Origin of the sequence: Stappia sp. P2PMeth1, assembly GCF_900185735.1 — a bacterium.
In the GTDB taxonomy this organism is placed as follows: Bacteria; Pseudomonadota; Alphaproteobacteria; order Rhizobiales; family Stappiaceae; genus Stappia.
On sequence record NZ_FYAW01000032.1, the window covers coordinates 14,124 to 28,592 of the forward strand.

Annotated in this window: 14 protein-coding genes; all 14 read right to left on the reverse strand. The window is 67.4% G+C overall.

Annotation, left to right across the window (positions count from 1 at the left end; translation table 11 throughout):
* Positions 1 to 36 precede the first annotated feature (36 nt).
* The gene (upp, locus tag P2PM1_RS19760; protein ID WP_186400232.1) at positions 37 to 666 is read right to left on the reverse strand and encodes a uracil phosphoribosyltransferase; all 630 of its coding nucleotides are present in this window, start codon (positions 664 to 666) and stop codon (positions 37 to 39) included.
* Positions 667 to 807: 141 nt separating this feature from the next.
* Complete coding sequence (locus tag P2PM1_RS19765) at positions 808 to 1,827, reverse strand: adenosine deaminase (RefSeq protein ID WP_186386268.1); 1,020 nt, start codon at positions 1,825 to 1,827, stop codon at positions 808 to 810.
* 5 nt (positions 1,828 to 1,832) lie between these two features.
* A complete protein-coding gene (locus P2PM1_RS19770) occupies positions 1,833 to 2,696 on the reverse strand; it encodes a phytanoyl-CoA dioxygenase family protein (RefSeq protein WP_186386269.1) in 864 nt (287 codons plus the stop codon).
* A gap of 99 nt (positions 2,697 to 2,795) precedes the next feature.
* Positions 2,796 to 4,016: a phosphopentomutase gene (locus P2PM1_RS19775; RefSeq protein ID WP_186400233.1), complete on the reverse strand. Its 1,221-nt coding sequence runs from the start codon at positions 4,014 to 4,016 to the stop codon at positions 2,796 to 2,798.
* 82 nt (positions 4,017 to 4,098) lie between these two features.
* Positions 4,099 to 5,421, reverse strand: coding sequence for a thymidine phosphorylase (gene deoA, locus P2PM1_RS19780; RefSeq protein WP_186400234.1), 1,323 nt, complete (start codon positions 5,419 to 5,421; stop codon positions 4,099 to 4,101).
* Between the two features lie 4 nt (positions 5,422 to 5,425).
* Positions 5,426 to 6,202, reverse strand: coding sequence for a deoxyribose-phosphate aldolase (gene deoC / locus P2PM1_RS19785; RefSeq protein ID WP_186400235.1), 777 nt, complete (start codon positions 6,200 to 6,202; stop codon positions 5,426 to 5,428).
* Positions 6,195 to 7,007 (reverse strand): purine-nucleoside phosphorylase, encoded by an 813-nt coding sequence (locus P2PM1_RS19790; protein ID WP_186396079.1) that lies wholly within the window; start codon positions 7,005 to 7,007, stop codon positions 6,195 to 6,197. The genes deoC and P2PM1_RS19790 overlap by 8 nt, the downstream gene beginning before the upstream one ends.
* Positions 7,004 to 7,414 carry a cytidine deaminase gene (cdd, locus tag P2PM1_RS19795; protein ID WP_186386274.1) on the reverse strand — a complete coding sequence of 137 codons (411 nt, stop codon included), beginning with the start codon at positions 7,412 to 7,414 and terminating at the stop codon, positions 7,004 to 7,006. The genes P2PM1_RS19790 and cdd overlap by 4 nt, the downstream gene beginning before the upstream one ends.
* A 23-nt stretch (positions 7,415 to 7,437) precedes the next feature.
* Positions 7,438 to 8,406: an ABC transporter permease gene (locus tag P2PM1_RS19800; RefSeq protein ID WP_186386275.1), complete on the reverse strand. Its 969-nt coding sequence runs from the start codon at positions 8,404 to 8,406 to the stop codon at positions 7,438 to 7,440.
* A gap of 10 nt (positions 8,407 to 8,416) precedes the next feature.
* Entirely contained in the window at positions 8,417 to 9,523 is a 1,107-nt protein-coding gene (locus tag P2PM1_RS19805; protein WP_186386276.1) for an ABC transporter permease, read from the reverse strand.
* Complete coding sequence (locus P2PM1_RS19810) at positions 9,520 to 11,058, reverse strand: ABC transporter ATP-binding protein (RefSeq protein WP_186396078.1); 1,539 nt, start codon at positions 11,056 to 11,058, stop codon at positions 9,520 to 9,522. The genes P2PM1_RS19805 and P2PM1_RS19810 overlap by 4 nt, the downstream gene beginning before the upstream one ends.
* Positions 11,055 to 12,050, reverse strand: a complete 996-nt coding sequence (locus tag P2PM1_RS25550; protein ID WP_186396077.1) for a BMP family ABC transporter substrate-binding protein — start codon at positions 12,048 to 12,050, stop codon at positions 11,055 to 11,057. The genes P2PM1_RS19810 and P2PM1_RS25550 overlap by 4 nt, the downstream gene beginning before the upstream one ends.
* 78 nt (positions 12,051 to 12,128) lie before the next feature.
* Positions 12,129 to 13,121: a BMP family protein gene (locus tag P2PM1_RS19820; protein WP_186386290.1), complete on the reverse strand. Its 993-nt coding sequence runs from the start codon at positions 13,119 to 13,121 to the stop codon at positions 12,129 to 12,131.
* A gap of 35 nt (positions 13,122 to 13,156) precedes the next feature.
* Positions 13,157 to 14,107, reverse strand: a complete 951-nt coding sequence (locus P2PM1_RS19825) for a sugar-binding transcriptional regulator (protein ID WP_186386279.1) — start codon at positions 14,105 to 14,107, stop codon at positions 13,157 to 13,159.
* Positions 14,108 to 14,469: the final 362 nt, after the last annotated feature.

Below are 14,469 nucleotides of genomic sequence, written 5' to 3' on the forward strand. Positions count from 1 at the left end.
CGAAAAATAATACAACAGGCCCAGCCGACCAAGACGCTATTTGGTACCGTACATGCGGTCGCCGGCATCGCCGAGGCCAGGCATGATATAGCCCTTCTCGTTCAATCGCTCGTCGATGGCGGCGGTGAAGATCGGCACGTCCGGATGGACGGCGTTGAACTTGGCGATGCCCTCGGGCGCTGCCAGCAGGCAGAGGAAGCGGAGCTGGGTGGCGCCGCGCTCCTTGAGCCGCTGGACGGCGGCAATCGCCGAGTTGGCGGTCGCCAGCATCGGGTCGACGACCACCACCAGACGTTCGGCCAGATCCTCCGGCGCCTTGAAATAGTATTCGACCGGCTCCAGCGTCTTGGGATCGCGGTAAAGACCGATATGGGCGACACGGGCGGCCGGCACCAGTTCCAGCATGCCCTCCAGCAGCCCGTTTCCGGCGCGCAGGACCGAGGCGAAGACCAGCTTCTTGCCCTCGATGACCGGCGCCGACATGGTCTGCAGCGGCGTCTCGATCTCCACGGTGGTGATCGGCAGGTCGCGGGTCACCTCATAGGTCAGCAGCACCGAAATTTCCCGCAGCAGGCGGCGGAAGCCCTGGGTCGAGGTGTCCTTCATCCGCATGTGCGTCAGCTTGTGCTGCACCATCGGGTGATCGATTACGGTTGCTCCGCTCATCTCGCGCCTCTCCGCTTGGCCTGTCAGGAGGCGGCCGCCTCCGGAAGCCGCCTCCGGCTCCCTTCCTGTCATAGATCAACCGGCCGCCCAGCGGAACCGTGCGGGCAGGACCTTGGCCCTGCCGTCCACCGACTTCCCCGCTCAGCCGTCGCCGCGCAGTGCCGCATGTTCCGACAGGCGCAGAACCAGCCGGCGCCGCGTATCCTCATCGCAGAAGGCGGCACCGATCGCCGTACGGGTGATCGTCAGCAGCTCGTCCTCCGACCAGCCGAAGGTTTGCGCGCAACTGCGGTATTCGTGGCCGAGCGTGGTGCCGAAGAAGGGCGGATCGTCGGAATTGAGCGTGATGCGGCAGCCGGCGCGGCGCAGCAGGTTGACCGGATGAAAGCGCAGGTTGGAATAGAAGCCGAGCGCGACATTCGATCCCGGACAGACCTCCAGCACGATGCCCTCCGCCGCGATCCGCGCCACCACCGCCCGGTCCTCGATGGCCCGCACGCCGTGGCCGATACGCCGGACACGCAGGAAGTCGAGCGCGGCGGTGACGCTTTCCGGGCCGCAGACCTCGCCCGCATGGGCGGTGAGGCCAAGACCTGCCTCGGCCGCCATGCGGAAGGCGCGGGCGAAATTCGCCGGATGGCCCTGGCGCTCGTCGCCGGCAAGGCCGAAGCCGGTGACCAGCGGATGCGGGGCGGAGATGACCTGCGCCACCACCTGTTCGACCGCGCGGGCCCCGAAATGGCGCACGCCGATGGCGATCATCCGCGCTTCGATGCCGGTGTCGGCACGCGCCTGCTCGATGCCGGCGGCAAGGCCGGCGACATAGTCGCCATAGGCCAGGCCCGCGCCGGCGGCATGATCGGGCGAAATGGTCAGCTCGGCATAGATCGCACCTTCCGCCGCCAGCATGCGCAAGTAAGTGCCGGAAAGCAGCGCATAGTCCTCCGGCGTGCGGAAGACCCGGCTTGCCCGGTCATAGGCCGCGAGGAATTCGGAGAAGTCGTTCCAGAGGTAGCGGCCGCGCTCGTCGAAGAGGCCCTCGACATCCTGCCCGTGGCGCTTTGCCAGGCGCCGCACGAGGTCGGCCGGCGCCGCCCCCTCGATATGCACATGCAGCTCCGCCTTGGGCACCGGCGGTCGCGGGTTGGCCGGTGTCGGCATGACCGTCAGAATCCGCGCATCGGGTTTTCCGGAGCGCGCAGCAGCCAGTTGTCGGGCGACCAGCGGGCGGCACCATCCACCAGATGCAACGCATAGGCATGGCGCGAGCGCGGCGAGCGGTTCGGTGCCGAGCGATGCGGCACCAGCCCGTGCAGCACCACCAGCGTGCCCTTCGGCGCGACCAGCGGCACGTCGCCGGCGAGCGGCGTGTCGTCGAGGCGCTCCATCACCAATGCATCGCCGTCATAGTGGAAGCGCTGGCGCAGCGGCGCCAGATGCCCACCCGGCCCGCCAAGCAGGCCGCCATTGGTCTCGTCCGCGTCTTCCAGCGCGAACCAGAAGCCGGTGCACGACAGCGGCTCGGTGTGCAGGAAGGTGGAATCCTGGTGGCAATTGACCTCGCCGCCAATCTCCGGCGGCTTGAAGATATACATGGACTGGGCGAGCAGCGGCGCGGCAAGGCCGAGGCTCGCTGCGGTGCGGGCAAGCCGGGGATCGCGCGAGAACCGCTCGAACACCGGGTCGAGATCGTGCAGCGCGTGGCCGACCTTGTTGAGCGCCACATGCTTGTCGCGCTGCAGCCGGCCCTGTGCGTCGAACGCCTCCTCCTCGAAGAAGAAACGGATCTTGTCGCCGCTTTCGCGGAAATAGCGGTCGCGGGCGTGGCTCTGGGCACCGGTCTCGAAGACGGAGGCATGCTCGTCCGGATCGAAGGCGTCGATCAGCTCGGCCATGCGGGCCTTCAGCGCATCACATTCCTCCGCCGACTTGTAGCCGGTGAGCACCAGAAAGCCGTCCTGCGCATAGGCTTCCTTCATCTCCGGCGTCAAAACGCCATCCACTGGTGCGGAAAAGGACCGTGCGATCATGCGCGTCTCCATTTCGGGGCATCGGCAATGCCGAGTCGCCCCCGTCAGTCTACCGAGAGGATCGGACGGGCTCCAGTTCGACGGACCCCGCTCCCGATGTCAGAGGAAGGACGTGCCGTGCCGTCCCGGCGCCAACCCCAGATGGGCGGCGATGCTCTCGCCGATGTCGGCGAACGTGTCGCGAACGCCGATCGCCTTCGGCGAACCGCCCTCGATCAGACCTATCACCGGCACCCGCTCGCGGGTGTGGTCGGTGCCGCGCCAGGTCGGATCGCAGCCGTGATCGGCGGTGAGAAGCAGCAGGTCGCCCGGCCGCAGCCGCGCCAGCAACTCCGGCAGCCGGCGATCCAGCGCCTCCAGCGCGGCGGCATAGCCCGGCACGTCGCGCCGGTGGCCGTACAGGCTGTCGAAGTCGATATAATTGGCGAAGATCAGATCTCCCTCGCCGGCCCTGTCCATTGCCTCCAGCGTGCGGTCGAACAGCGCGTCGTTGCCGGCCGCCTTAAGCACTTCCGACACGCCCTGATGGGCGAAGATGTCGGAGATCTTGCCGATGGTCAGTGTCCGGCGACCGGCTTCGAGTGCACGGTCGAGCAGGGTCGGCTCTGGCGGCAGCACCGAATAGTCGCGCCGGTTGGCGGTGCGCTCGAAGCCGGACACGGCATCGCCGACGAAGGGCCGCGCGATCACCCGGCCGATATTGTAGGGATCGACCAGACGGCGGACGGTCTCGCAAAGCCGGTAGAGCCGCTCCAGGCCGAAATGCTGCTCATGCGCGGCGATCTGGAACACCGAGTCGGCGCTGGTGTAGCAGATCGGCTTGCCGGTCCGCACATGCTCCTCGCCGAGGTCGGCGATAATCACCGTGCCGGAGGCATGAGTGTCGCCGAGGATGCCGGGCAGGCCCGCCTCGCGGATGATCGCCTGCGTCAGTTCCGCCGGAAAGGTCGGCACCGTATCCGGGAAATAGCCCCAGTCGAAAGCGACCGGAACGCCGGCGATCTCCCAGTGGCCGGAGGGGGTGTCCTTGCCCCGCGACGTCTCGCTTGCGGTGCCGAAGATGCCGACCGGCTCGACCGATCCGTCCAGACCCGCCGGCACCTTGCCGGTCGCAAGCTGCGCCGCGCGGGCAAGGCCGAGCGCGGTCATGTTGGGCAGGGCAAGCGGACCGGAGCGCAGGCCTTCGCGGTCGCCCTCGCCCCGCATGCAGGCGCTCGCGATGTGGCCGAGCGTATCGGAGCCCTCGTCGCCGAAGCGAGCGGCATCGGGTGCGCCACCGATGCCGAAACTGTCCAAGACGCACAGGATCGCGCGTGCCATGAGGTTTCCCCGTTGTCATTGTCGGGCGGTTGTGTCCCGCCCCGTTGCAGTTCCGAAACTCCGGTTGCCGATCCGGGCCGCCTCAGGCGGGCGGCGCGATCCGCTCCACGACGACGGGCCGATCCTCGACGTCGCGCGGCGCGCCGAGCCGATAGGCGGTGCGCACCGTCTCCGCCGCCCGGCGCGCCGACGCCTCGTCGGCGGCATGGACGATGGCAAGCGGGGCGTCGCTGTCGGCGGAATGGCCGATGCCGGCAAGGTGCACCAGGCCCACCGCCGGGTCGATTACATCGCTGGCCCGGCGGCGCCCGCCGCCGAGTTCGACGACGGCAACGCCGATGGCGCGCGCGTCGACGCCGACGACGGTGCCCGGCTCCTGCGGATAGACCGGCAGTTCCACCGGTGCGGCAGCGAGATAGGCTTCCGCCTTTTCGACGAAGTCCGCCGGGCCGCCAAGGGCCGAAACCATCCGGGCGAAGCGCTCGGCCGCCGCACCGCTGGCAAAAGCCTCCCGCATCTTCTCCGCCCCCTCCTGCGCATCGGCGCAGATCCCGCCAAGGACGAGCGCTTCGGCACCGAGCGCCACCGTGACGTCGAACAGACGGTTGTCGACCGCCCGCCCTGTCAGGAAGTCGACGGCATTGCGCATCTCGACCGCGTTGCCGGCGGCGGAGGCCAGCGGCTCGTTCATATCGGTCAGCAGTGCGCTCGTGCGGCAGCCGGCGCCATTGGCAACGGTCACAAGGCTTTCGGCCAGTGCCCTTGCCTGCTCCCGCGTCGCCATGAAGGCCCCCGTTCCCCATTTCACATCGAGGACGAGGCCCTGCAGGCCGGCGGCGAGTTTCTTCGACAGGATCGAGGCGGTGATGAGGTCGAGGCTTTCGACCGTGCCGGTCACGTCGCGAATGCCGTAGAAGCGCTTGTCGGCCGGCGCGAGATCCGGCGTCTGACCGATTATCGCGCAGCCGACCTCGCGCACCACCTTGCGGAACAGTGCATTGTCGGGCTGCGTCTTGTAACCGGGGATGGCATCGAACTTGTCGAGCGTGCCGCCGGTATGGCCAAGGCCGCGGCCGGAGATCATCGGCACGGCCGCGCCGCAGGCGGCGAGCGCGGGGGCCAGCATCAGGGAGACATTGTCGCCGACACCGCCGGTCGAATGCTTGTCGAGGACCGGCGCGTCGATGTCGGACCAGTCGAGCACCGTGCCGCTGTCGCGCATCGCCAGTGTCAGCGCGACGCGCTCGTCCAGCGACAGTCCGCGGAAGAACACGGCCATGGCAAGCGCCGCCACCTGCCCTTCCGAGACGCTATCGTCGGTCAATCCCTTGACGAAGAAGGCGATCTCTTCGGGGGCGAGCGTGCCGCCGTCGCGCTTCTTGCGGATCAGTTCCTGCGCCAGCATGGGGTCAGTATCCTTTGGCGGTGGTCGGTTCGCGCCCGTCGAGCGCGGCAAGCAGGGCATCGAGCAGGCCGCTCGCGCCGAAACGGAAATGCGGGGCCGAAACCCAGTTCGCCCCCAGGATACGGTCGGCGATCGCCAGATAGGCCGCCGCATCCGCGACGGTGCGAATGCCGCCGGCAGGCTTGAAGCCGATCTCGGGACCGCCCTCGCGCCGCACTTCCTCGATGACCGTCAGCATGATCTCGGCCGCTTCCGGGGTGGCGTTGACCTTCACCTTGCCGGTCGAGGTCTTGATGAAATCGGCGCCGGCGGCAATCGCCAGCAGAGAGGCGGCATGGACGAGCAGCGCATCGCCAATCTCGCCGGTCTCCAGGATCACCTTCAGCAGCCGGTCGCCGCAGGCCTCGCGCACCTTGCGGATCTGCGTCTCGGCGAAGCCACGCCGGCCGGCGAGCAGGGCGCGATAGGGCATGACCAGGTCGATCTCGTCGGCGCCGTCGGCAATCGCCTGGCGGGTCTCGGCGACGACGGCCAGCGTGTCGTCGCCGCCTTGCGGGAAGTTGACGACGGTTGCCACTCGCACACCGGAGCCGGCGAGCAGGGTCGCGGCCTGGGCGACGAAGCGCGGCCAGATGCAGACCGCCGCAACGGGACCATGGGGTGTCACCGCGCGGGCACACAGCGTGTCGATGTCGGCCGTTGTGCAGGTGTCGTCGAGATTGGTCAGATCGACCAGCGGCAGCGCGCGCCGCGCCACCTCGGCGGAGGTCATGTCAGGCATTTCCAAGGTCCTTGACGAAGCGGCGGATCAGCCGCTTCAGCGCGTCGACGGCCATCAGCGCGGTCGACTTGGTTTCTTCATGCGACAGGCCGTGCGCCTGCAGGCCCGCACCATAGTTGGTGATGGTGGAGATCGCGGCAACGCGCAGGCCGAGATAGCGGGCGAGAATTACTTCCGGCACCGTCGACATGCCGACCGCGTCCGCACCCAGGAGTTTCGCCATGCGGATTTCCGCCGGCGTCTCGAAGGAAGGGCCGGAGAACCACATGTAGACGCCTTCGCCCAGCGCAATCTCCTCGTCCTTGGCAAGCGCCCGCAGACGGGCACGGAAGTCGGGATCGTAGGCGGCGCTCATGTCGAGAAAGCGGCGGTCGCTTTCCTCGCCGATCAAGGGGTTGAGGCCGGACCAGTTGATATGGTCGCTGATCAGCATCGGCGTGCCGGGGGCGAACTCCTGACGCAGGGACCCGGCCGCGTTGGTGAGCAGCAGCGTGTCGCAGCCGAGCGCCTTCAGCGTCTCCAAGGGTGTACGCATGACGTCGGCGCCGCCGCCCTCGTAGTAATGGGCGCGGCCGGAGAGCACGACCACCGGCACCTCGCCGAGGCGACCGGCGACCAGTTCGCTGCCATGCGAGGAAACGGAGGAGACCGGAAAGCCCGTGAGCTTGGAATAGGGGATGCGGACGGCGTCCTCGACCTCCTCGGCCAATTGGCCGAGGCCGGAGCCCAGCACCATTGCGACGCGGTAATCGCCCGGTCTTGCGGCGCGGACCGTTTCCGCGCATTCCGGCCCGTAGCCGCTCATATATCCCTCTCCTCGTCCTTGAGAACGAACCGGGCCGGCAACAGTTCCGCCATGGTCAGCGTGCGGCGCAGCCCGGTGTCGTCGCAGATGTGCACCGGCACATCGTCGCCGGCGAATTCGGCAAGTCTCTGGCGGCAGCCGCCGCAGGGGGTGCACAGCGCCGCCTTTGCGGTGACCAGCACTTCGACCACGTCGCCCGGCCGGCCGCCGGCGGCCACCATGGCACCGAGCGCAGTGGTCTCGGCGCACCAGCCTTCGGGAAAGCTGGCGTTTTCCACATTGCAGCCGGCGAAGATCCGACCATCCCGGGTGGCGAGGGCGGCGCCGACGCGAAAACCGGAGTATTTCGCATGCGCATTCTCGCGGGCCGCGCTGGCGGCAGCGAACAACTCGTCGAAACGGCTCATGTCATCCTCCTTGCCGGCACCGCTCAGCTACGTTCCTTGACATAGGCGACGCCGCCGGCGCGAGGGGGAACCGCCTTGCCGATGAAACCGGCCAGCAGCACCACGGTGAGGATGTAGGGAAGCGCCTGGATCGCCTGCACCGGCACCTCGCCGATGCCCGGCACCTGCTGGCCCTGCAGGCGGATCGCCACCGCATCGAGGAAGCCGAAGAGCAGGCAGGCGAACATCACCGGCACCGGCTTCCACTTGGCGAAGATCAGCGCCGCCAGCGCGATGAAACCCTTGCCGGCCGTCATGTTGGCGATGAAGCTCGCCGACTGGCCGATGGAGAGATAGGTGCCGGCGATGCCGCACAGGATGCCGGTACAGATCACCGCGCGGTAGCGCAGCCAGGTGACGGAGATGCCGGCCGTATCGACCGCGCCGGGATTCTCGCCGACCGCGCGCAGGCGCAGGCCGAAGCGGGTGCGATAGAGCACCCACCAGGAGAAGGGGACCGCAAGGAAGGCCACATAGACCAGGATGTTGTGACCCGACACGAGCTCGTAATAGATCAGGCCAATCACCGGCACATCGCGCAGGCTCTCCGCCAGCGGCAAGGTCAGTTCTCCGAAGCGGCCACCTCCGCTCACGGACGGCGTGCGCCCGCCCTGGCCGAACCAGGCCTGGCCGAGCAGCGCCGTCAGGCCGATCGCCAGGAAGTTGATGGCAACGCCGGAGACGATCTGGTTGCCCCGATTGGTGATGCAGGCAAAGCCATGCACCAGCGCCAGCGCCACCGAGATGACGATGCCGGCGGCAAGACCGATCCAGGCGGAGCCGCTGAGCGCTGCTGCCGTCCCGGCGGCGAAGGCCGCCCCCAGCATCTTGCCTTCAAGGCCGATGTCGAAGACGCCGGAGCGCTCGGAATAGAGCCCGGCAAGGGCAGCCAGCAGCAGCGGCGTGGAAAGCCGTGCGGTGCTGTCGAGGACGAAGATCAGGGTTTCGAACATGGCTTCCCCCTCACGCCGCCGGAGCCGGCCGGGCGGCCAGCACACCGAAGATGCGCAGCAGCGCCGGGCGGAACATGTGCTCCAGCGCGCCGGCGAACAGGATCACCAGACCCTGGATGACGACGATCATGTCGCGGGTGATCGCCGGCATCTCGAAGGCAAGTTCCGCCCCGCCCTGATAGAGCATACCGAACAGGATGGCGGCGAAGACGATGCCGACAGGATGCGCGCGGCCCATCAGCGCAACGGCAATGCCGACGAAGCCGTAGCCGGAGACGAACTCGATCAGCAGCCGGTGCTGGGAGCCCATGATCTCGTTGATCGCCATCATGCCGGCAAGACCGCCGGACATCAGCATGGTGACCACGGTGATGCGCAGCGGCGAGATTCCGGCATAGACGGCGGCGACCGGATTGGCGCCGAAGGTGCGGATCTCGTAGCCGAGCCGGGTCCGCCAGACGATCACCCAGACCAGCAGGCAGGCGGCGAGCGCCAGCAGGAACGAGAAGTTCACCGGCGCGGAGCCGAAATTGGTCCCCGGCAACACGTCCTGCAGCAGCGGCAGGCGGCCGCCACTCTCGAACGTGCGGGTCTCCGGCTGCATCGACCCGCGTTTCGACAGAAGGTTGACCAGCAGGTAGACCATCAGCGAGGCGGCGATGAAGTTGAACATGATGGTCGTGATGACGACGTGACTGCCGCGCTTGGCCTGCAGGATCGCCGGGATGAAGGCCCAGGCCGCGCCGAAGGCGGCAGCCCCCGCGACCGCGAATGGCAGCGTCACCCACCAGGGCACATAGCGATCGAGCGCAAGGCACGCCAGGGCGACGCCGAGACCGCCAAGATAGGCCTGCCCCTCGCCGCCGATGTTGAACAGGCCCGCATGGAAGGCAATCGCGACGGCAAGGCCCGTGAAGATGAAATTGGTCGCGTAGAACAGGGTGAAGCCGATGCCCTCGTTCCAGCCGAGCGAGCCCCAGACCAGGACCTTGACCGCCTCGACCGGGTTCTCGCCGATCAAGAGCACCACCAGGCCCGAGACCAGGAAGGCGGCGGCGACATTGAGTGCCGGCATCAGCCCGTAGTCGACCCAGCGCGGAAGCTGTCCCGCCGTCATTCCGCCGCCTCCTGTCCGCTGGCGCCCGCCATCAGCAGGCCCAGCTCGCTTTCCGCCGTCTCCGGCGCGCGCTCGCCGACAACCTTGCCGTCGAACATGACCAGCACCCGGTCGGCCAGCGCGCGGATCTCGTCGAGCTCGACCGAGACCAGCAGGACGCCCTTGCCGGCGTCGCGCAGGGCGACGATACGCTTGTGAATGAACTCGATGGCGCCGATGTCGACACCGCGCGTCGGCTGGCCGACGAGCAGGATGACCGGGTCGCGCTCGATTTCGCGCGCCAGCACGATCTTCTGCTGGTTGCCGCCGGAGAAATTGGCGGTCTTCAGCATGCATTCGGCCGGGCGGATGTCGTATTTCTCGATCTCGGTCTTCGCCGCCTTGCGGATCCGGTCGAAGTCGAGGAAGGGACCGCGCCCATAGGCCGGGTCGCGGTGATAGCCGAGAATGGCGTTCTCACATTCGGGAAAACGGGTCACCAGTCCCATCCGGTGGCGGTCTTCCGGCACATGCGCGAGCCCGAGCCCGCGCATTGCGGCGGGATCCGTGCCGCCTTGCGTCAGATCCACCCGGGTCCCGTCGACCGTGACGGTGCCCGATGTCACCGCGCGGATGCCGGCGATCGCTTCCAGCAGTTCGGACTGGCCGTTGCCGGACACGCCGGCAATGCCGACGATCTCGCCGGCGCGCACCTCCAGCGAGACATTGCGCACCACATCGACGCCGCGCGCGTCGCGCACCGTCAGATTCTCCACCGTCAGAACCGGACGGCCGGGCTGGGCCGGTCCCTTCTCGACTTCCAGCAGGACGCGGCGGCCGACCATCAGTTCGGCAAGCTCGCCCATCGAGGTCTTCGACGTCTGCCGCGTCGCGACGATCTCGCCGCGCCGCATGACGGAGACCTCGTCGGTCACGGCCATGATCTCGCGCAGCTTGTGGGTGATCAGCAGCACCGTCTTTCCCTCGTCGCGCAGCACGCGGAGAATGCGGAAAAGGTGATCGGCTTCCGCCGGGGTCAACACGCCCGTCGGCTCGTCGAGGATCAGGATGTCGGCGCTGCGGAACAGCGCCTTGAGGATCTCCACCCGCTGCTGCAGGCCGACGGGAAGGTCCTCGATCAGCGCGTCGGGATCGACCTTGAGATCGTAGTCGTCGGCAAGGCGCTTCAGCTCGGCCCTGGCCTTCGACATCCCGCCGGCGAGCAGAGCGCCGCCTTCGGCGCCGAGAATGACGTTCTCAAGCACGGTGAAGTTCTCCACCAGCATGAAGTGCTGGTGGACCATGCCGATGCCCAGCGCGATCGCTGCCTGGCTGGAGGGAATGGAGACCTTCCTGCCGTCGACGCGGATCTCACCGGAATCGGCGTGATAGAAGCCGTAGAGGATCGACATCAGCGTCGACTTGCCGGCACCGTTCTCGCCGACAATGCCGTGGATCGAGCCCTTCTTGACCTTCAGGTGGATGTCCTTGTTGGCGTGGACCTGTCCGAAGCGCTTGTCGACGCCGACGAGTTCGATGGCAAGCTGGTCGCTCACAGCGCACACTCCCCGTCGCTGACCGCGTCGTGCACGGTGATCGTGCCGTCGGCGATCCTGGCGGCCGCCTCGCCGGCCGCCGCCTCCATCTGCGCGGTGACGAGCGCGCGGTTGTTGTCGTCGATCACCCAGTCCATGCCGCCCTCCGCCAGGCCAAGCACCTCGAGGCCGGCGCTCCATGTGCCGGCCTGCGTGTCGGCGAAGTTGCGATAGACGGCAACATCGACGCGCTTGCGGATCGAGGTAAGGATGTGGCCGGGGTGCAGGCCGTTCTGATTGCTGTCGGTGCCGATGCCGAGAACGCCGGCATCGGCCACGGCCTGCAGCACACCGATGCCGGTGCCGCCCGCGGCCTGGATGATGACATCGGCGCCGCGCTTGATCTGGCCACGCGCAAGCTCCGCGCCGCGCGCCGGATCGGCAAAGGCCGCCGGCGTGTCGCCGGTCATGTTGAAGAGAACCCGTATGTCGGGCGAAACGGATGCCGCTCCCTGGCGGTAGCCGCACAGGAACCGGCGAATGATCGGGATGTCCATGCCGCCGACGAAGCCGATGGTCCCGGTTTTCGACGCCATCGCGGCCAGCAGGCCGGCGATATAAGAGCCCTCATGCTCGCGAAAGACGACGGAGCGCACGTTCGGTGCCTCGACCACCATGTCGATGATCGAGAAATTCGTTTGCGGATAGTCCTTGGCCGCCGCCGCGACCGCCGCCGCCTGATTGAAGCCAATGGCAACCACCGGCTCCGCCCCGCGCGCGGCAAAGCCCCGCAGCGCCTGCAGGCTGTCGGCATCGCGAGCAATCTCGAAGTCCCGATAGGGTTCGCCGGTGTCGGCGGCAAACCGCTCGGCGCCACGGAAGGCGGCTTCGTTGAACGAGCCGTCGAACTTGCCGCCGACGGAATAGACGAGCGCCGGCTCACCCGCCGCGGGTGTCGCGGCAAGACCCGCCGCAAGGGCAAGGATCGCAACCGTTTTCAGGATAGGCGTCATCACCGCTGTCCCGCATCGCCAGCCCCGAAATGGGGCGGCATGCGCCGCAGGCCCTGCCCGCGGCGCATGCCTGTCACCTCAGAAGGGGCAGCTTTCGCTCGCCATGTAGTCATGGACGACGATCTTGCCGGAGATGATGTCGGCCTTGGCCTGGTCGACCGCCGCCTTCATGTCGTCGGTGATCAGCGGTTCGTTGTGCTCGTCGAGAGCCCAGTCGACACCGCCCTCGGCCAAGCCGAGCGAATAGATGCCCGAGGTCCAGTTGCCGTCCTTGGCGTCGGTGAAGGCCTTCTCGACAGCAATGTCGACACGCTTCAGCATGGAGGTCAGCACCTTGCCCGGATGCAGGGCGTTCTGGTTGCTGTCGACACCGATACCGAGCTTGCCGGCATCGGCCGTCGCCTGCAGCACGCCGAGGCCTGTGGCACCGGCGGCGTGATAGATCACGTCGGCGCCGCGGTCGATCTGCGACTTGGCAAGCTCGCCACCCTTGGCCGGGTCGTTGAAGGCCGCGCCCGTCGAGCCGGTCATGTTCTCGAAGATCTCGGTATCGGCGTTGGTCTCCTTGACGCCCTGCTTGTAGCCGCAGGCGAACTTGCGGATGAGCTGGATGTCCATGCCGCCAACAAAGCCGACCTTGCCACTTTCCGACGCCATCGCCGCCAGCTTGCCGACGATGTAGGAGCCTTCATGCTCCTTGAAGAGGATCGAGCGGACGTTCGGCAGGTCGACGACCATGTCGACGATGGCGAACTTGGTGTCGGGGAATTCCGCCGCCACCTTTTCCAGCGCGTTGGCATGCAGGAAGCCGATGGCGATCACCGGATTGGCGCCGCGACGGGCGAAATTGCGCAGCGCCTGCTCGCGCTGGCTGTCGTTCTGGATCTCGAAGTCGCGATAGTCGATGCCGGTCTCGGACTTGAACTTCTCCGCGCCGATGAACGCCGCCTCGTTGAAGGACTTGTCGTACTTGCCGCCGAGGTCATAGACGACCGCCGGCTGGATATCCTGAGCCAGCGCCGTACCGGCGAGCAGGACCGCCGCCGCGGCCCCGAGAATCACGCTTTTCATCACCATGACTTACCTCCACCTGTTTCCCGCCGGCCTCATGCCGAGCGGGCTTGTCTGGTTCCTTCCGCGACGGCCAGGGCTCGCCCCAGGTTCTCGTCGACGATCAGGTCCGTGATCAGCCCCGCGCGCAGGGCGGCGCGCGTTGCCTCAAGCTTGCCGAGCCCGCCGGCCAGCGCGACGATACGCGCGCCCCGAACAGCCTCGAAGGGCAGTCCGACGGCCTTGTCGCCCAGCTTTGCGGGCACGAGACGTCCGTCGCGACCGATAAACCGGCCCATCAGGTCGCAGACCGCGCCGGTGGCGATCAGGTCGCGCTGCTCCTCGCGCGAGATCAGGTCGCGGCTGATGAGATGGCCGTCATCCTCGACCGAGCCGATGCCGATGACGAACAGGTCCGAGGCGCGGGCCCGCTGCAGCAGCGCCTGCACGCTGCGCTGGCCGAGGAACGTGTCGCGCTCGGCAACACTCTCGGCGAGATAGGGGACGGGCAGGTAATAGCCCTCGCCGCCGGTGCGCTCGGCCAGTTGCTGGACGACATCGAACGGATTGGCGGAGAGCTTGCGGGTCAGCGAGCCGGAAATCGACACGATGCTGAGATCCGGACGCTGGATGCGCGGCATCATCTCGACTGCGGCCTTGAGGGTGCGGCCCATGCCGACGCCGAGCTGGACGAGCGAGGGATTGCCAAGCAGACTCGCAAGATGCGGGCCTGCAACCTCGGCAATCGCGCGGATGGCCGAGGCGTCGTCGCAGTTGCCGATGTCCGGAGCGACCAGGCAAGAGGACAGGCCATGGGCATCCGCCAGTGCCGCCTCGATCTCCAGGCAGTCGGATGGACGGCCGACGATCTGGAAGCGGACGAGACCGGTCTTCTGGGCGTGGGCGATGAGCCGGTGGACCCTGGCGGTCGAAATGCCGAGGCGCGTGGCGATCTCGCCCTGCGTCGCACCGCCGACGAAGGACATCCACGCGGCGCGGATCGCCATGTCTGTTGTCCAGTCGCCTGCCTGCATGCCCGTTCCCGTCGTCCCCGCCTGCTGGGACGGCCGCCGCGCGGCACCTGCCGCGTCGGAACGAAATGCCGGACCCCTCGCCTGTGGCTGAAAATTTCTTCAGCTCTTGAGATTTCTTTCAATCAGACTGCATGAGCGCCCGACCAAGGTCAAGCACGTTCGCAACAAGCCGCAGCGGAAGACGGCAGTTTCCTCGTTTCCCGGCAAATCCTGCCTGGCCGCCGGCAGGATTTGCCTGGATTTCTTGCAGAATGGCCCTATTTGCCGAAAGGAAGGGCAGTTGTCCGAGTGATGGGCGCTGCGCGCCCCCTGCGTGAGGAACGCCGGAGGGAATC

Coding starts and splice junctions, on each gene's coding strand:
- upp (WP_186400232.1), bottom strand. CDS start 666: ATGAGCGGAGCAACCGTAATCGATCACCCGATGGTGCAGCACAAGCTG.
- P2PM1_RS19765 (WP_186386268.1), bottom strand. CDS start 1,827: ATGCCGACACCGGCCAACCCGCGACCGCCGGTGCCCAAGGCGGAGCTG.
- P2PM1_RS19770 (WP_186386269.1), bottom strand. CDS start 2,696: ATGATCGCACGGTCCTTTTCCGCACCAGTGGATGGCGTTTTGACGCCG.
- P2PM1_RS19775 (WP_186400233.1), bottom strand. CDS start 4,016: ATGGCACGCGCGATCCTGTGCGTCTTGGACAGTTTCGGCATCGGTGGC.
- deoA (WP_186400234.1), bottom strand. CDS start 5,421: ATGCTGGCGCAGGAACTGATCCGCAAGAAGCGCGACGGCGGCACGCTC.
- deoC (WP_186400235.1), bottom strand. CDS start 6,202: ATGCCTGACATGACCTCCGCCGAGGTGGCGCGGCGCGCGCTGCCGCTG.
- P2PM1_RS19790 (WP_186396079.1), bottom strand. CDS start 7,007: ATGAGCGGCTACGGGCCGGAATGCGCGGAAACGGTCCGCGCCGCAAGA.
- cdd (WP_186386274.1), bottom strand. CDS start 7,414: ATGAGCCGTTTCGACGAGTTGTTCGCTGCCGCCAGCGCGGCCCGCGAG.
- P2PM1_RS19800 (WP_186386275.1), bottom strand. CDS start 8,406: ATGTTCGAAACCCTGATCTTCGTCCTCGACAGCACCGCACGGCTTTCC.
- P2PM1_RS19805 (WP_186386276.1), bottom strand. CDS start 9,523: ATGACGGCGGGACAGCTTCCGCGCTGGGTCGACTACGGGCTGATGCCG.
- P2PM1_RS25550 (WP_186396077.1), bottom strand. CDS start 12,050: ATGACGCCTATCCTGAAAACGGTTGCGATCCTTGCCCTTGCGGCGGGT.
- P2PM1_RS19820 (WP_186386290.1), bottom strand. CDS start 13,121: ATGAAAAGCGTGATTCTCGGGGCCGCGGCGGCGGTCCTGCTCGCCGGT.
- P2PM1_RS19825 (WP_186386279.1), bottom strand. CDS start 14,107: ATGGCGATCCGCGCCGCGTGGATGTCCTTCGTCGGCGGTGCGACGCAG.